Origin of the sequence: Roseburia sp. AM51-8 (genome assembly GCF_003478275.1) — a bacterium.
GTDB lineage: Bacteria > Bacillota > Clostridia > Lachnospirales > Lachnospiraceae > Pararoseburia > Pararoseburia lenta.
The window spans coordinates 500090-515247 of record NZ_QUEY01000001.1 but is presented as its reverse complement, the minus strand read 5'-3'; the positions used below and the strand labels follow the sequence as shown (position 1 = coordinate 515247).

The 15158-nt window shown below is 46.0% G+C and carries 17 protein-coding genes; 1 reads left to right on the top strand and 16 read right to left on the bottom strand.

Features of this window, described 5'->3' with window-relative positions:
- Positions 1-2: 2 nt before the first annotated feature.
- From DW996_RS02570 to proB, 14 genes are all read right to left on the bottom strand, one after another.
- Positions 3-1628: a peptidoglycan D,D-transpeptidase FtsI family protein gene (locus tag DW996_RS02570; RefSeq protein WP_158575166.1), complete on the bottom strand. Its 1626-nt coding sequence runs from the start codon at positions 1626-1628 to the stop codon at positions 3-5.
- Entirely contained in the window at positions 1591-2940 is a 1350-nt protein-coding gene (locus tag DW996_RS02565; RefSeq protein WP_118281164.1) for an FtsW/RodA/SpoVE family cell cycle protein, read from the bottom strand. Before DW996_RS02565 ends, DW996_RS02570 begins: the two co-directional genes overlap by 38 nt.
- The gene (locus tag DW996_RS02560; protein ID WP_243098642.1) at positions 2940-3962 is read right to left on the bottom strand and encodes a DUF3656 domain-containing protein; all 1023 of its coding nucleotides are present in this window, start codon (positions 3960-3962) and stop codon (positions 2940-2942) included. The genes DW996_RS02565 and DW996_RS02560 overlap by 1 nt, the downstream gene beginning before the upstream one ends.
- Positions 3922-5160, bottom strand: a complete 1239-nt coding sequence (locus DW996_RS02555) for a peptidase U32 family protein (protein ID WP_118534770.1) — start codon at positions 5158-5160, stop codon at positions 3922-3924. The genes DW996_RS02560 and DW996_RS02555 overlap by 41 nt, the downstream gene beginning before the upstream one ends.
- A 44-nt stretch (positions 5161-5204) precedes the next feature.
- A complete protein-coding gene (locus DW996_RS02550; protein WP_118281162.1) occupies positions 5205-5633 on the bottom strand; it encodes a cell division protein ZapA in 429 nt (142 codons plus the stop codon).
- Between the two features lie 72 nt (positions 5634-5705).
- Complete coding sequence (gene ruvB, locus DW996_RS02545; RefSeq protein WP_118281161.1) at positions 5706-6698, bottom strand: Holliday junction branch migration DNA helicase RuvB; 993 nt, start codon at positions 6696-6698, stop codon at positions 5706-5708.
- 9 nt (positions 6699-6707) lie between these two features.
- Positions 6708-7310, bottom strand: coding sequence for a Holliday junction branch migration protein RuvA (ruvA, locus tag DW996_RS02540; RefSeq protein WP_118281160.1), 603 nt, complete (start codon positions 7308-7310; stop codon positions 6708-6710).
- Between the two features lie 10 nt (positions 7311-7320).
- Entirely contained in the window at positions 7321-7812 is a 492-nt protein-coding gene (locus DW996_RS02535; protein WP_118534769.1) for a Gx transporter family protein, read from the bottom strand.
- A gap of 8 nt (positions 7813-7820) precedes the next feature.
- On the bottom strand, positions 7821-8201 hold the full coding sequence (locus DW996_RS02530) for a NusG domain II-containing protein (protein WP_118534768.1): 381 nt from the start codon (positions 8199-8201) through the stop codon (positions 7821-7823).
- Positions 8201-9637 (bottom strand): tRNA (N6-isopentenyl adenosine(37)-C2)-methylthiotransferase MiaB, encoded by a 1437-nt coding sequence (gene miaB / locus DW996_RS02525; RefSeq protein ID WP_243098641.1) that lies wholly within the window; start codon positions 9635-9637, stop codon positions 8201-8203. The genes DW996_RS02530 and miaB overlap by 1 nt, the downstream gene beginning before the upstream one ends.
- Before the next feature lie 22 nt (positions 9638-9659).
- Positions 9660-10907, bottom strand: a complete 1248-nt coding sequence (locus DW996_RS02520; protein WP_118534766.1) for a glutamate-5-semialdehyde dehydrogenase — start codon at positions 10905-10907, stop codon at positions 9660-9662.
- Positions 10904-11479, bottom strand: a complete 576-nt coding sequence (locus DW996_RS02515) for a 5-formyltetrahydrofolate cyclo-ligase (protein ID WP_158573030.1) — start codon at positions 11477-11479, stop codon at positions 10904-10906. The genes DW996_RS02520 and DW996_RS02515 overlap by 4 nt, the downstream gene beginning before the upstream one ends.
- On the bottom strand, positions 11472-11690 hold the full coding sequence (locus DW996_RS02510) for a DUF896 domain-containing protein (protein ID WP_118281154.1): 219 nt from the start codon (positions 11688-11690) through the stop codon (positions 11472-11474). The genes DW996_RS02515 and DW996_RS02510 overlap by 8 nt, the downstream gene beginning before the upstream one ends.
- Positions 11690-12535, bottom strand: a complete 846-nt coding sequence (gene proB / locus DW996_RS02505) for a glutamate 5-kinase (protein ID WP_118534765.1) — start codon at positions 12533-12535, stop codon at positions 11690-11692. The genes DW996_RS02510 and proB overlap by 1 nt, the downstream gene beginning before the upstream one ends.
- Positions 12536-12648: 113 nt before the next feature.
- Between proB and DW996_RS02500 the strand changes: the two genes are divergently transcribed.
- Positions 12649-13560: an FAD:protein FMN transferase gene (locus tag DW996_RS02500; protein ID WP_243098640.1), complete on the top strand. Its 912-nt coding sequence runs from the start codon at positions 12649-12651 to the stop codon at positions 13558-13560.
- Positions 13561-13761: 201 nt separating this feature from the next.
- On the opposite strand, the gene DW996_RS02495 is transcribed toward DW996_RS02500, so the two are convergent.
- On the bottom strand, positions 13762-14559 hold the full coding sequence (locus DW996_RS02495; protein WP_118281151.1) for an RnfABCDGE type electron transport complex subunit B: 798 nt from the start codon (positions 14557-14559) through the stop codon (positions 13762-13764).
- A 12-nt stretch (positions 14560-14571) separates the two neighbouring features.
- Complete coding sequence (rsxA, locus tag DW996_RS02490; protein WP_118281150.1) at positions 14572-15150, bottom strand: electron transport complex subunit RsxA; 579 nt, start codon at positions 15148-15150, stop codon at positions 14572-14574.
- Positions 15151-15158: the final 8 nt, after the last annotated feature.

Genomic DNA, 15158 nt, shown 5'->3' with positions numbered 1-15158 from the left:
TATTACCCATTTATCCAGAATTTACCGGTTTTATTTCTAATATGCGCCAAAATAAGCATCAAAGATCTTTTTGGTCGCCGGTACGGCATAATGTCCGCCGGATTCCACACCCTCCATGACAACAGCCACGGCGATCTGCTTGCCTTCCGCATTCTTGGCAAAGCTACAAACCAGGAGTGATCCTCATTTTTGTTGGATGAAAATTCAGCCGTTCCTGTCTTTCCGTATGCTTCATACAGGTCACTGTTCAAGACACTGCCGGTTCCGTTCGTGACAACAAAACGCATATATTCCTGCAAAGTCGCAGCATCCGAAGATGACAAAAGTTCGCCGTAAGAAGTCGCATCAAACTGCTTGACGATCGTTCCACTCTCGTTTTGTGTATGATCGATGATATATGGTTCCATCAAAGTACCGTTATTTGCGATCGCACTGGCGACCATTGCCATATGCAGCGGCGAAACCATGGTATCTCCCTGACCGATGGCTGTCTGCATGATCAAAGAAGATGATGCTCCATCCTCCAAGGTCATTTTGCTGACGGCGGTATTTTTTAAGGCTGTCGGCAAGTCCTGGTTAAAGAGCATCTTCTGGCACAACTTATGGTAAGCATCCAGATCCAGAGACAGCCCGATATTGGAAAAAGCACAATTGCAGGAATTGCCAAAGGCATCCATGAGGTTCTCACTGCCGTGTGCCTTATTATTATAGCAATGCATGGCATAATTGTTGTATTCAAAAGTGCCGTTACAATCATAGGAAAATGCATTCGGATCATTGCCCTGCTTTAAATAAGAAAGCAAGGTAAAGATCTTAAAGGTCGATCCCGGTGCATACAAGCCCTGTGTCGCACGGTTCAAAAGCACAGTAGAATCGGAATCTGCCGCCACATAAGAATCCCAGTTCTGTGCGATGGTATTGGGATCATAGTCCGGTTTGGAGACCATGGCAAGGATCTTGCCTGTTGCAGGATCAATGACAATCGCCGCACCATCCTGGGAACCCATGGCATCATAACATGCCTGCTGTAAGGACACATCCAGGGTTGTAACGACATCATCCCCCGGATTCTTCTCGTCACGGATCTCGTTAAAAATACGGGTCAAGATAAAGGCATTGGAACGGAGCAGATTGTAGTTGGCATCCAGTTCCACCCCGGACATACCATTGACCGAATAACCGACGGCATGGGCAAAAACACTGCCATAAGGATATTTTCGGGTCTCGTTGCCCGCTTCATCCACATTTGTCGTAGCAAGCACCGTACCGTCATTTGCAAGGATATCGCCCCGCACGGTATAATCGGAAAGTTTTGCCAGTCTCGCATTGTAGGAATTATTGATAAAATCTTCGCTTTTAAACTGCATAAAATAAATGATCCAGCCCGTCATACAGATAAAGAGTGCCAAAAATACATAGGTGACGATCGCATATTCCTTATTGCGTGTCGTCGTCCGCCGCTCATTCTTTGCCTTTCTCGGTGTCTGCATCTGACGAGACTGCTCGTACTTTGCCCCTCTTGTACTTGTCTTTGTTTTATCTCTGCGCTTCTTTTTCTGCTTATCGTTGAAATCTAGGATCTCAACTTCTTTATCTTCGTTTCTTTCGTGCGCGTTCCATTCTTTCATCAGACTCTCCTTCATCCACCTGCATTACATACAAGCCCTGAATAATCGCAAATAATATGATCGTGCTGAGCAGAGAACTACCACCATAACTTACCAGTGGCAGGGTGACTCCCGTAGACGGTATGAACTTTGTCACGCCGCCCAGTGCCAAAAAGACCTGCGTGCCATACAAGGTACCGATCCCCAGAGCGATCAATTTATAAAAGATGTCCTTTACCTGCATTGAGATATTGAAAAACATGAGGAAACAGGAAATGCAGATAAAGATGATACAGATTGCAAATACCACGCCGAATTCCTCAGCGATCGCTGAAAAGACAAAGTCCGTTTTTACGACCGGGATCTTATCCGGCATACCCTGACCCAGACCGACGCCAAACCAGCCGCCAGAACCAATGGCAAAGAGGGATTGTGAGATCTGATAGCCCTGGTCGTCGATCACGCTTAAAGGATCTTTCCAGGCGATCACACGGTCTCTGACATGGGCAAACAAGTGATATGCCACAACAGAGGCTAATGCCCCGGAGCCAAGTCCCAAGACCATATAGATGGGCTTTCGGCTCGCCACATAGAGCATGACCAGATAGGTGATCAGATAGATCAGCGCCCCACCCAGATCACGCGATGCCACCAGGATCAAAACATGCAATGCCGCTAGGATCGTCACCTTTACCACATGATGAAACTCCGTCGATTTGTAAAGCATGCATGCGGAGAAAAAGATAAATAAGATCTTGATAAACTCCGATGGCTGCAAAACGACCGGTCCGATGCTGATGCTGAGTTTGGCACCGTAAGTCGTCGATGCTGCAAGGCATACAAAAGCCAGTCCACCGATACCGATCAGACCATACAAAAAGCCCAGTTTATCCCAGACCTTTAACTTGGCAACCAGAATCGGCACAAAACAGGTGATCACGACCGCTACGCCCGCAAAGGCAAACTGCTTGATCGCCTTATCGATATCCAGTCTTGTCAGGATCAAAAAACTGATTGCCAGCAGCATGCACATATTATTTACCAATGCCTTGGAGGCATGGGCATAGATCTTCTGATAGATCAAAAGCGTGATGGCAAACAAAAGGATCTCACACAGGCAAAGCCCTAAGACCCGGATATCCTGCATGACCAGATACAATACCAGATTGGCATTGATCAAAAGCCCATACATCAGGGTCGTCTGTTTTTTGTAAAGCCTCGTCTGTCTGCGCTCCGAAATATTCTTTTTCAGTGTTGCAAAACAATAATAGGTATAGATCGCTATCATAAAAAGCATGGAAAAGCGACTCACCGAAACGATCAAATGAACCATTATTCTACTCCTCGTTTAAAATGGCCTTTGGTATAGTTACCGTCATCTTTGGCATCCTCTGTGCCAAAACCCTTATGATAAAAGGCATTCTCATATCGCGCTAAGACCTGCTTCATCTCCTCTTTTGTCTCAAAAGAAAAGTCCATGCGATATCCGAAAAAGCCCAGACTCTCTAAGGTCTTGTTTTCAGAAATGATCTGATAGATCTTGCTGTTGTATATCTCATTATAACAAAAAGCACAGCAGTTTTTAACTGGAAATCTCTCTTTGTAGCGGTCTTGCAGATAATATGTCCGCGGCCTATGATCGCAGCCTCTTGCATTTGCGTTCTGACAGTTTGCCGTGATCATGAGCGGTATCCTGCCATAGAGTAACATATAAGATGCTGCATTGTAGCGGTGGCGCAGTTCTTTGGCATTGAGTTCCAATGGTGCTGTATTGCGTGGATAGCCCATCTGCGCAAAAGCCTGCTGGCTCCGGTCAGAAAACGTATAGAGCCTGTGATCTAAGATCACGCGGTTCCTAGGATATGCTATGCTTTCCAAAAATCCCAGTCCATCATAGGAGGCTGCGATCATGCCGTCAAAATAGGAATCCGCAAAAAGAAAATCCCATGCCCGCAAAAGATCTGTCTCCTTTTTGCGACAGATCGGTGGCATTAGCAGATAGATCTCTTTATTCTTTGCGTGAGCGTTTTCGCAGATCCTTGTTACCTTTTCAAGACATGCATCTTTTGAAAGTCTCTTATCCTGCTCCCATATAAAGAAGGCAAGCGGCAGACCGATTGTTTTTACCAGATTGTCCTCTAAGGCAAGCACATACTGGTCTTTGGTCTGACAGGTGACAAGCAGATGCAGCAAAGCGTCCGCCTTTTGTCCATTTTCCTCCATTTCCAACTTTTCAAAGTCAAGTGCCGCTTCTCTCTTGCCTGATCCTTTTTCTATTTGTTCCAGTAAGGCATCTAAAGCATTCCGGCGGATTTCATTGATACGCCCCATCGGAAGAAAGGCGCCCGATTCCAATGTGATCTCCAGATCTGAAAAAGTAAAAGGTGTGTTTCCCGTTTTTTTTTAATTTCACCTCTACCTGTTCCTCTGTGATCGGCGTTTTACCGGCAGTCTCTACCACATCTCCAAAGACTTCTACACTTGCCGCACGTTTTCCATCCTGATATGACACACAGAGTCTGGCAGGACAGCCGATCTGTAAGTAACATCTGCCGGATACGCCTAATTTTTCTGCCACAGGCTCCGTGGCTGCAAGGTCTGCCTTCTCATGGGACGGCTTGGTATAGGTGATCATATCCGGGTCATTTTGCCTGGTAAAATAGGCGTGGGTAAAGCCCTTGCGATTGCCAAGATCAAAGATCCGCTGACGGTCTGCCTTGCTGACAGGCAGGTCTCTGCCCTCCAGATAAGCGTCCATATACCTTCGATATAAACTAACCACACCTGTTGCATATTCCTTTTGTTTCATGCGTCCTTCGATCTTAAAGGAGTAAACGCCCGCCTCTGCCAGTGCCTTGATATAATCTATGCCACAGAGGTCTTTGGGACTGAGCAGATACTGCCCCGGCATGCTGGATTTTTTTCCATGTTCATCCAGCAGATCATAAGGCAGACGGCATGGCTGTGCACAGCGACCACGATTACCACTGCGCCCGCCCAGCATACTGCTCATCAGACATTGACCGGAATAACAGACACAGAGCGCCCCATGGATAAAGGTCTCGATCTCGATGCCGGTCTTTTGGTAGATCTCTGCGATCTCCGCAATAGACAACTCACGCGAAGTGACAATACGGCTGGCTCCCTGCTTTTGTAAAAGGGCGGCTCCGTCTGCTCCCGCAAGTGTCATTTGGGTGCTGGCGTGGAGTGCCAGATCCGGAAAATAAGATCGGAGCATAGCAAAAACGCCCATATCCTGCACGATGACCGCATCCAGCCCAGCCTCATAATAGGCACGTATATACTTGTATAAATCCCGTTCGATCTCTAGATTTTTTAAAAGGGTATTGACCGTCAGATATGCCTGTCTGCCATACAAATGCGCATAGCGGATAGCCTCTGTTCCTTCCTCTATACTGAAATTCTTTGCATAGGCTCTGGCACCAAAGAGATCGCCCCCAAAATAGACCGCATCCGCCCCGGCATCGATCGCACTTTTAAAGATCTCAATATTCCCCGCCGGAGACAATAGTTCCAGTTCTTTTGCTCTCATACATCCTCTTTCCTATTATACAAAAAGGACAGTTTACACTGTCCTTACTTATCTTCCGCTATATCTCCAAGCAATGCATCTTCAAGCGATGCCTCCAACTTGGACTTCTGGACCAGCAATTCCTGCTTATCCGCTTCTAAAGCCTTGATCTTTTCCTCGTAGTTTTCGAGTTTGATCTGATCTGCGATCAAGTCATGCTTAAGATCATAGATCTCTTTTTCTTTTTGATCCATATCCATCTGATATTTGTCGACAGATTCCTTTGCCTTAAAATAATCGTCTGCAATATTGAGGGCAAGAAGCGTACTCCGGGTATCCGCAGATAATCTACGGAACTCCTCCATCTCATTAAACTCGCTTATTTTATTGTTGATGTAGGCACCTACTTTTTGCAGATAATCTTCTTCTTCGTATCCACTTAAGGTATATACCTTACCATCAATAATGACTTCCGCGCTTTTTTTCGCAGCCATAAAACGCTTCCTCCTACTGTCTACAATATATCTATTATATCGGGTTATTTTTAGAATTACAAGACTATTCCCTTATTTTTCCAATCCCAACTGCTGATATGCCAGATCGGTCGCCACACGTCCCTTTGGCGTCCGCATGATCAGTCCGTTCATGACCAGATATGGCTCGATCACATCCTCGATCGTTCCCGAATCCTCGCCGATCGTCGCTGCCAAGGTTTCAAGACCTACCGGGCCACCGGAAAAATTATGAATGATGGTCTCTAAGATCCTTCTGTCATTGCGATCTAAGCCCATAGAGTCCACATCCAAAAGGTCAAGTGCCGCCGCAGCCACTTCCTTTGTCACCACGCCGTCATAACGTACCTCCGCAAAATCACGCACACGGCGCAAAAAGCGGTTGGCGATACGTGGCGTTCCTCTGGATCGTCTTGCCAGTTCGTAGGCACCTTCCTCATCAATCTTGACATTTAATTTTCCCGCCGACTGTAAGACAATGGTCTGCAACTCCTTTGCGTTGTAGTATTCCAGATGATGTACCACGCCAAAACGGTCACGCAGCGGTGCCGACAAAAGTCCTGCTCTTGTCGTCGCTCCCACCAGCGTATAGCGAGGCAGTTCGATACGCACGGATTTGGCTGAATTTTCTTTGCCGATCAAAACATCCATGGCATAATCTTCCATGGCGGTATATAAAAATTCCTCCACCTGCTTGTTCAAACGATGGATCTCGTCAATAAATAAGACATCCCCCTCGCGCAGGTTGGATAGGATCGATGCCATGTCCCCTGTCTTTGCAATGGCAGGGCCGGATGTGATCTTGATGTTGGAGCCCATCTCACTTGCAATGATGCAGGCAAGAGTGGTCTTACCAAGTCCCGGCGGTCCGTAGAAAAGCACATGATCCAGTGCCTCTCCACGGTTCTTTGCCGCTTCGATATATACTTTTAAATTATCCTTGATGCGATCCTGCCCGACATATTCCGCCAATTTGACCGGACGAAGGGAGGATTCCACACTGCGTTCTTCTGTCAGAACTTCTGTTGATATAACACGCTTTTCCATATCCTGCTCCTATAAAAAAGACATTTTCTTTAAGACTTCTTTCAAGACCACTTCCACGGTATCGTCCTCCGTGATCTCCATATCTTCCATGGCACGCAGTGCCTGGGATGCCGAGTAACCGAGTGAGGTCATTGCATCGATCACATCCGTCTTGATCGCAGAGGCAGCATCATTTACCGGAATGCCGCTGGCACTACCCGCCGGTGCGATCTTATCAATCTTGTCTTTGAGGTCAATGATAACACGCTGGGCTGTCTTAGAACCGATCCCCGGTGCTGCCGCGATCGCCTTGGCATCCTCTGCTAATATGGCAAAGCGCAGATCCTGCGCACTTAAGACACCAAGGACTGCCAAAGCCCCCTTGGGCCCGATCCCGTTGACACCGATCAAGAGTTTAAACAGAGCCAGTTCTTCCTTGGTGCGGAAACCAAAAAACTGCATAGCATCTTCTCTTACATACAAATAGGTATAGATCTTGACATTGCCGCCCACATTTGGCAACTGGTAGACCACAGATTTTGGTATAAAAAATTCATAGCCAATCCCATGATTATCCACCACGATCGTTTCTTCATTTACTTCAACCAACTGACCTGAAATATAGGAATACATAATCTCTCCATCATCTTACAAAATGTTTTGTTCTCGTATAGATTTCCTGGGCTAAAAGTCCGATCAAAAGTCCCGTGATCCAGCCACCGACAAAAAGGAAGGGAAAATAGCCGAAGATATAGTAATTCTTAACGACCACCATAGCCACCAAGATCTGCCCCAGATTATGGGTTATCCCTCCACAGATACTGACGGCGATCATATGAAACCAGCCTGTCTTTTTTAAAAGTGCCATGACAAACAAACTGAGCAGTCCGCCCGCCAGACTATAGAGGATACTAAAGGCATTTCCAAACATAAAACCGGCAAGCAAAATACGCATGAAAGATACCGCCAGTGCCTCTTTTGTCCCATAAAAGTAAAGAAGAAGCACAACGACAATATTGGTCAGTCCCAGTTTCATGCCCGGCACCCCGAAATAAAAAGGGATCAGGGATTCAATATAACTACAGATCAAGGCCAGTGCTAAAAAAACACCCAGCAATGCGACTTTTTTTCTCATATCCACCTCTAGTTTGCCACCGAGTCAATCCCGGATGTATCCGCAGAGACCACGGTAACCACTACCTTATTGGGAAGGCAGACGATGGTCTCCTTATCGTGGCTCTTTTTCCCCTGCTTTTCACAGAGTTTGTCCGGACAAGTGGCATCCTGCATAAAGATCTCTCCATCCTGAATACAAAGGACATTGCATACAGAATCATCCTTTTTGATTTCGATCGTCTGGTCTTTTTTCAGATCATACGTACCATAGGTTTCACCATCCAGCGTGACAATGGCTTTTTCTGCACTTTCCTTTTGCCAAAAACTCGTATAGCCCCAGATAACGATAGCAATGATTGCTAAGACTCCCAACAGAATCCAATCTCTCTTACCAAAGTGCTGTCTCATCAAACCTGCTCTCCAATATAGTAAAATCCTTTACACTCTACCAGTTTTATCGGAAGGATCTGCCCGATCAGATCGGCTTCTCCCGGGAAATGTACGGTAGAGTTATTGCTCATGCGTCCGGTCATCAGGCTGGCATCATGCTGGTTGATTTCTTCTACCAAAACATCTACAGTCTTGCCTTCGTAGACCTTTGCCTTTTCTGCGGAGATCGCCTGCACACGGCTAAGCAAGCGGTCAAAACGGTCTTTTACCACATCTGCCGGGATCTGATCGTCCATGGATGCAGCAGGCGTACCGGTTCTCTTGGAATAGATAAATGTAAAGGCACTGTCATAGCGCACTTTTTCTACGACGTCTAAAGTCTCCAAGAAATCTTCCTCGGTCTCGCCCGGGAAACCGACAATGATATCGGTTGTGATCGCCATATCCGGCACTGCCGCGCGGATCTTATCTACCAGAGTCAAATAATCTTCCTTGGTGTAATGGCGGTTCATCTTTTGCAAGATCTTGCTGCTGCCGGATTGCAGTGGCAGGTGTAAGTGCTTGCAGACCTTTTTGGATTTTCCCAGAACCTCAATCAGTTCATCGGATAAATCCTTTGGATGGGATGTCATAAAACGGATACGTTCCAATCCCTCGATCTGCTCCACCTGCTCCAACAACTGGGCAAAAGTCACCGGCTCGTCCAAATTCTTTCCGTAGGAATTGACATTCTGTCCCAAGAGCATGACTTCTACCACGCCGTCTGCGACCAGTTTTTCAATCTCACGGATAATATCGATCGGCTTACGACTGCGCTCCCTGCCCCGGACATAAGGTACAATACAATAACTGCAAAAATTATTGCAACCGAACATGATATTGACACCGGATTTGAAACTGTATTTTCTCTCAATCGGCAGGTCTTCTACGATCTGGTCGGTATCTTTCCAGATGTCTACGATCATAGACTCGGATAAAAGCGACCGCACCAAAAGTTCTGCGAATTTGTAAATATTATGTGTACCAAAGACCAGATCGACAAAACGATATTTCTTGCGGATGGTCTCAACCACATGCTCTTCCTGCATCATACAACCGCACAGGGCGATCATCATATGAGGATTTTTCTTTTTCTTATTGTGCAGATAGCCCAAATGTCCATAGACCTTGTTGTTGGCATTTTCACGCACGGTACAGGTATTGTAGAGCACAAAATCCGCATCCTCGGAATCCGCCTGCACATAGCCGACCTGCTCTAAGATACCGATCAGTTTCTCAGAATCTCTGGCATTCATCTGGCACCCGAAAGTATTGACACAAAAGGTCAGTTTGCGTCCGGCTTCCTTTTCCTTATCCTCCAGGATCTGCTTTGCTACGTCAATAAAATAATACTGTCTTTCTACTTCGGTAGCAGGAATCTTGTCTTCCGAAAGCACATCTTCTAATCTCATCATAAAGTTATTCTCCTTCAAAAGGCTATGGACGGATCTGTCCATTTCCGTAAATAATATATTTTGTGCTGGTAAGCGCCTCTAAGCCCATCGGACCTCTGGCATGCAGTTTTTGTGTGCTGATGCCGATCTCTGCGCCAAATCCAAATTCAAAGCCATCCGTAAAGCGGGTAGACGCATTGACATAGACGCATGCTGCATCAATCTCATTTAAGAATTTCCGGGCATGGTTATAGTCCTGCGTGATAATGGCTTCCGAATGTCCGGTATTATACTTGTTGATATGGTCGATCGCCTGATCAATATCCGATACGATCTTGACGGAGATCTTGTAATCCAGATATTCCGTTCCCCAATCCTCATCATTTGCCATAGAAATATCCGGGCAGATATTCTTTGCTCTGGCATCCCCTCGGATCTCGACATTGTGGGCAAATAATCTCGTCTTTATCATAGGAAGGACTTTTTCTGCCACATCCTTATGGATCACAAGGGATTCGCAGGCATTGCAGACCCCAATACGCTGTGTCTTGGCATTTTCGATGATGTCTACCGCCATGGAAAGGTCAGCGGTCTCATCGACATAGATATGACAATTTCCGGTTCCGGTCTCAATGACAGGGACGGTCGCATTGTTCACCACGGCACGGATGAGTCCTGCTCCCCCACGCGGAATGAGAACATCCAGATATTCGTTCATCTTCATAAACCGGTTGGTAACCTCGCGATCCGTATCGGTAATGAGTTCTAATGCATGTTCTGTCACGCCCGCCTTTTTCAGGCTTCGTTTGATGCTGGCAACCATTGCCATATTAGAGTAAAGAGCATCACTGCCGCCTTTTAAGATCACGGCATTTCCGGTCTTAAAGCAGAGTCCGAAAGCATCTGCCGTGACATTTGGCCTTGCCTCATAGATCATGCCGACCACACCGATCGGTACACGTTTTTTTCCGATGGTCAGACCATTCGGACGATTTTTCATGGAAAGTACTTCTCCGATCGGGTCATCCAAAGCGACGACCTGACGTAAGCCCTCTGCCATCTGCCTGATACGGGACGGGGTCAGGAGCAGGCGGTCCAAAAGTCCCTCCGGCATGCCTCCCTCTCTGCCTTTTTCCATATCTTTTTCATTTTCTGCTAAGATCTCAGCTGCATCCGCTTCCAGACCATCTGCAACCATTGTCAGTGCATGGTTCTTCTCATTTGTTCCCATGGTCGCTAAGACTCTGGATGCCTCTTTTGCCAGACTTCCTAATTGTTTTAAATCACTCATGCTCTCTCCTCATTTCCCTTGCACACCAAAAGACCGGATGGCGTCATCAGATAATCCATGGATATATCCTGCGCCTCTTTTGGAATCTTTTCTACTAACTGTTCCTCAAAGCAGCATCCGATGCGTATCAGCCCCGGAAATGCCTGTAGATATCTGTCATAATAGCCCTTGCCATAGCCGATCCTGCCGCCTGCAGCATCAAATCCCAGTCCCGGGACCAAGCATATGCCCCGATTGTCCGTCAAAAGATCTTTTTCGTCCGCCTGCGGTTCTAAGATACCAAAGGCTCCTTTTTTTAAATCTAACAGTTGCCGGATAACATAAAAATCCATGGTATCACCAAAGACCTTGGGCATGCCTATCCTGCTATGTCTCTCCAAAGCATCTTCAATCAGTATCTGCAAAGACACCTCGGATCTGGTGGCACTATATGCATAGATAATATCTGTCTCTTTTACCATAGGCAGATCCAACAGATTTTGACAGATCTGTCTGCTGTAAGTCTCCCGCACATCTTGTAGCAGAGCATCCCGCCTTTTTTTGAGTTCTTTTCGCAGTTCCTGCTTATTCATGCTTCTTGCCGTATTTTTCTCCCAGGTTGACGATCGTTCCGTCTGCTTCTTTGACATCAATATTGTTTAACTGACTTCTCAGATTCTTTCTTACACTATCCAGATATTCCTGACGGAGTGCATGTTGTTCCTTTGCTTCTTCCTCTGTCAGCCCCTCTGCCTTGGACTTTTTATATAATTCATTGATCCTTGCAATCTTTTCCTCTGTCATTAGTTCATATTCTCCTCTATAAAATCTGCGATGAAAAAGTCATCCTTTTTGTCTGCTTTAAAGACGGTTCCCACAAAATCATCCTCTAAAATCTGATGCAGGACACCCACCTCCTTACCATTGGCGATGATCATATCCGCGCCGGAATAAGTAGCGATCCGCGCAGCATTGAGTTTAGTCGTCATGCCGCCGGTGCCCACATCACTGCCTGCCTTAGAACTTGCCATATGCAGATACTTTTCATCCAACTGTTCTACCACGTCAACCAGTTTTGCCTCCGGATCTGTCTTGGGATCTGCCGTAAACAGACCGTCAATATCGGAAAGCAGGATCAGAAGATCCGCCCCGATCAAAGAGGCAACGATCGCTGCCAGTGAGTCATTGTCACCAAACTGGATCTCATAGGTGTTTACCGTATCGTTTTCATTGACGACCGGGATCACGCCCAGACGAAAGAGTTCTTCAAACGTATTCTGTGCATTTTTGCGGGATACGTTATCGATCATGGTCTTTTTGGTCATCAGGACCTGACCGCACTGCTGGTGGTATTCTGCGAAAAGTTTCTGATAGGTCATCATGAGACTGGCCTGTCCTACCGCAGCACATGCCTGTTTGGTCGAAAGGTTCTTGGGACGCTTGGTGATACCGAGCATCTTTCGTCCGACGGCGATAGCACCGGAAGATACCAGGCAGACATCGATATCCTGATTTTTCAAGTCACAAAGTTCCCGGACCAGTTTTTCCAGTTTGATAAAATCCAGCTGGCCTGTTTTTTTATGTTGTAAAGAAGAAGACCCGATCTTGACAACGATCCGCTTCTTATTTTTAAATCTATTTTTCTTCATAAGATCTTATCCTTCCAAATCCCTAATAAACCAATGTAATTATAGCGAATATCTCTTTTTTATGCAATTCATTTATGCTATCATAATAGGACGATAAAAATGAGGTGTTTACCATGAAAAAAATACATGCACTCGGCTTATCTTTTTGCCTCTTTTTGACCTTGCTCTCACTGGGCGGGTGTGGAAAGACGACAGAGCCAATCTCAAAGACAGGCTTTTATTTTGATACGGTCATAACCATTACCTTATATGACGCATCCTATGAAAAGGAACTGGATCACTGCTTTTCTATGGCAGAAAAATATGAGAATCTTTTCAGTGCCCAAAAGGAAGGTACAGATATCTGGAAGATCAATCACAGCCAAGGACAAGCCGTGGAAGTCAGTGATGAGACAATCGACATCCTAAATGCCGGTATTGCTTACAGCAAGTCCAGCAATGGCAAGTTTGATATCACGGTCGGAAAATTATCTTCCCTTTGGGATTTCTCCGAATCGTCTTCCAAGGAAATCCCATCCGTAGAAGCCATCCAGGAAGCCCTTGCCACTATCAACTACCAAAATATTGTCATTGACGGCAATATGGTCAGCCTGACAGATCCGAATGCTGCCATAGATCTTGGCGGTATCGCCAAAGGCTACATCGCCGATCAGATGAAAGCCTACCTTAATGACCAGGGCGTTCAAAGTGGGCTGATCAATCTGGGGGGCAATGTCTTATGTGTCGGTCCGAAGGACGGCGATGAAAAATCTTATAAGATAGCCATTCAAAAACCATTTTCCGAGGACGGTACGGCACTTGCCACAGTAAAGGTGGCTGACGACTCGGTCGTCACCTCCGGCACCTACCAAAGATACTTTGAAATAGATGGCAAGCGTTACCATCACATCCTGGATCTTTCCACCGGTTATCCATGTGACAATGATCTGGATTCCGTAACGATCATCAGCCATGACTCTCTTACCTGTGATGCCTTAAGCACGACGGTCTTTCTCATGGGGCTTGACGATGGTCTTGCTATGTAGAAAGTCTTTCCGATGTAGAAGCCATCTTTGTGACAAGCGACGGATCCATCCAATACACTTCCGGCATCGGAAAAACCATCCCTTTTGAATTATTAGATAAGGATTATAATATAGTAGTAAAGTAAAAAACGGATAGGAAAGACATTTACGATCTCTCCTATCCGTTTTATTATTTTCCAAAACTCTTTTAAAAAGATGATCTTACTTGGAAAGAATGATCTTCTTCGGACACTTCTGTGCACAGACACCACAGCCTACGCACTTCTCCTGATCGATGTATGCCACATTGTCAATGACATGTACGGCATCATGCTCACAGTTCTTCTCACAAAGATGACATCCGATACATCCAACCGAACATGCCTTCATGACATCTTTACCCTTGTCCTTAGAACTACACTGTACTAATGTGGTAGCCTCGTAAGGAACCAGTTCGATCAAATGCTTCGGACAGGTGCTCACGCACTTACCACAAGCCTTACATGCTTCCGGATCAACCTTTGCAATACCGTCTACGATATGGATAGCGTCAAAAGGACAAGCCTTTACGCAGGAACCAAATCCCATACATCCATAGTTACAAGACTTTGGACCGCCGCCCGGTACGAATGCCATTGCCTGGCAGTCTTCTACACCGGCATACTCATAGTCCTTGCCAGCCTTTTCACAAGTACCGGCACACTTTACAAAAGCAACCTGCCTAACGCTGTCTTCAGCAGCAACGCCCATGATCTCGCCAACCTTGGCTCCAACCGCAGCGCCACCGACCGGACAACCATTGACCGGTGCTTCTCCCTTGACGATGGCAGCAGCCAGACCGGAACATCCGGCATAACCACATCCACCACAGTTATTTCCCGGCAGAACACCAATAATTGCTTCTTCTCTTTCGTCTACTTCAACCTTGAACTTTTCTGATGCAAAGCATAAGAAAAATCCCATCAAACATCCTGTGCAGCCGACAATGACAGCGGCTACAATAACTCCTGTTACGCTCATCTGTCAGCCCTCCTACTTAATAATTCCTGAGAATCCAAAGAATGCGATCGCCATAAGTCCTGCTGTAACAACAACGATGGCAGATCCCTTAAATGGCTTTGGAATATCATTGAATTCGATCTTCTCACGGATACCAGCCATGATCACGATAGCGATGGTGAAGCCTACTGCTGTACCAAATCCGTTGATCACGCCCTCTAAGATATTGTATCCCTTGGTTACGTTCTTAAGTGCGATACCAAGTACAGCACAGTTTGTTGTGATCAGCGGCAGATATACACCAAGTGACCGATACAGTGCAGGGATCTGCTTCTTTAAGAACATCTCAACAAACTGAACCAATGCAGCGATCACAAGGATGAATACGATCGTCTGCAAATAAGAAAATCCAGTCGGCTCCAAAATAAACTTGTAAATAAGTCCTGTTACAAAACTTGAAATGGTAATAACGAAAATAATGGCACCGCCCATACCGGCAGCTGTCTCAATCTTCTTGGAAACGCCAAGGAAAGGACACAGTCCAAGGAACTGGCTAAGCACAACGTTATTTACGATTGCAGATGCAACCAATATCAAAAGTAATTCTTTCATTGCTCTTC

What these genes read in the sequence shown, in the direction of transcription:
- DW996_RS02570 (WP_158575166.1), bottom strand. Translation starts at nt 1,628, where the DNA reads ATGAAAGAATGGAACGCGCACGAAAGAAACGAAGATAAAGAAGTTGAG.
- DW996_RS02565 (WP_118281164.1), bottom strand. Translation starts at nt 2,940, where the DNA reads ATGGTTCATTTGATCGTTTCGGTGAGTCGCTTTTCCATGCTTTTTATG.
- DW996_RS02555 (WP_118534770.1), bottom strand. Translation starts at nt 5,160, where the DNA reads ATGAGAGCAAAAGAACTGGAACTATTGTCTCCGGCGGGGAATATTGAG.
- DW996_RS02550 (WP_118281162.1), bottom strand. Translation starts at nt 5,633, where the DNA reads ATGGCTGCGAAAAAAAGCGCGGAAGTCATTATTGATGGTAAGGTATAT.
- ruvB (WP_118281161.1), bottom strand. Translation starts at nt 6,698, where the DNA reads ATGGAAAAGCGTGTTATATCAACAGAAGTTCTGACAGAAGAACGCAGT.
- ruvA (WP_118281160.1), bottom strand. Translation starts at nt 7,310, where the DNA reads ATGTATTCCTATATTTCAGGTCAGTTGGTTGAAGTAAATGAAGAAACG.
- DW996_RS02535 (WP_118534769.1), bottom strand. Translation starts at nt 7,812, where the DNA reads ATGAGAAAAAAAGTCGCATTGCTGGGTGTTTTTTTAGCACTGGCCTTG.
- DW996_RS02530 (WP_118534768.1), bottom strand. Translation starts at nt 8,201, where the DNA reads ATGAGACAGCACTTTGGTAAGAGAGATTGGATTCTGTTGGGAGTCTTA.
- miaB (WP_243098641.1), bottom strand. Translation starts at nt 9,637, where the DNA reads ATGATGAGATTAGAAGATGTGCTTTCGGAAGACAAGATTCCTGCTACC.
- DW996_RS02520 (WP_118534766.1), bottom strand. Translation starts at nt 10,907, where the DNA reads ATGAGTGATTTAAAACAATTAGGAAGTCTGGCAAAAGAGGCATCCAGA.
- DW996_RS02515 (WP_158573030.1), bottom strand. Translation starts at nt 11,479, where the DNA reads ATGAATAAGCAGGAACTGCGAAAAGAACTCAAAAAAAGGCGGGATGCT.
- DW996_RS02510 (WP_118281154.1), bottom strand. Translation starts at nt 11,690, where the DNA reads ATGACAGAGGAAAAGATTGCAAGGATCAATGAATTATATAAAAAGTCC.
- proB (WP_118534765.1), bottom strand. Translation starts at nt 12,535, where the DNA reads ATGAAGAAAAATAGATTTAAAAATAAGAAGCGGATCGTTGTCAAGATC.
- DW996_RS02500 (WP_243098640.1), top strand. Translation starts at nt 12,649, where the DNA reads ATGAAAAAAATACATGCACTCGGCTTATCTTTTTGCCTCTTTTTGACC.
- DW996_RS02495 (WP_118281151.1), bottom strand. Translation starts at nt 14,559, where the DNA reads ATGAGCGTAACAGGAGTTATTGTAGCCGCTGTCATTGTCGGCTGCACA.
- rsxA (WP_118281150.1), bottom strand. Translation starts at nt 15,150, where the DNA reads ATGAAAGAATTACTTTTGATATTGGTTGCATCTGCAATCGTAAATAAC.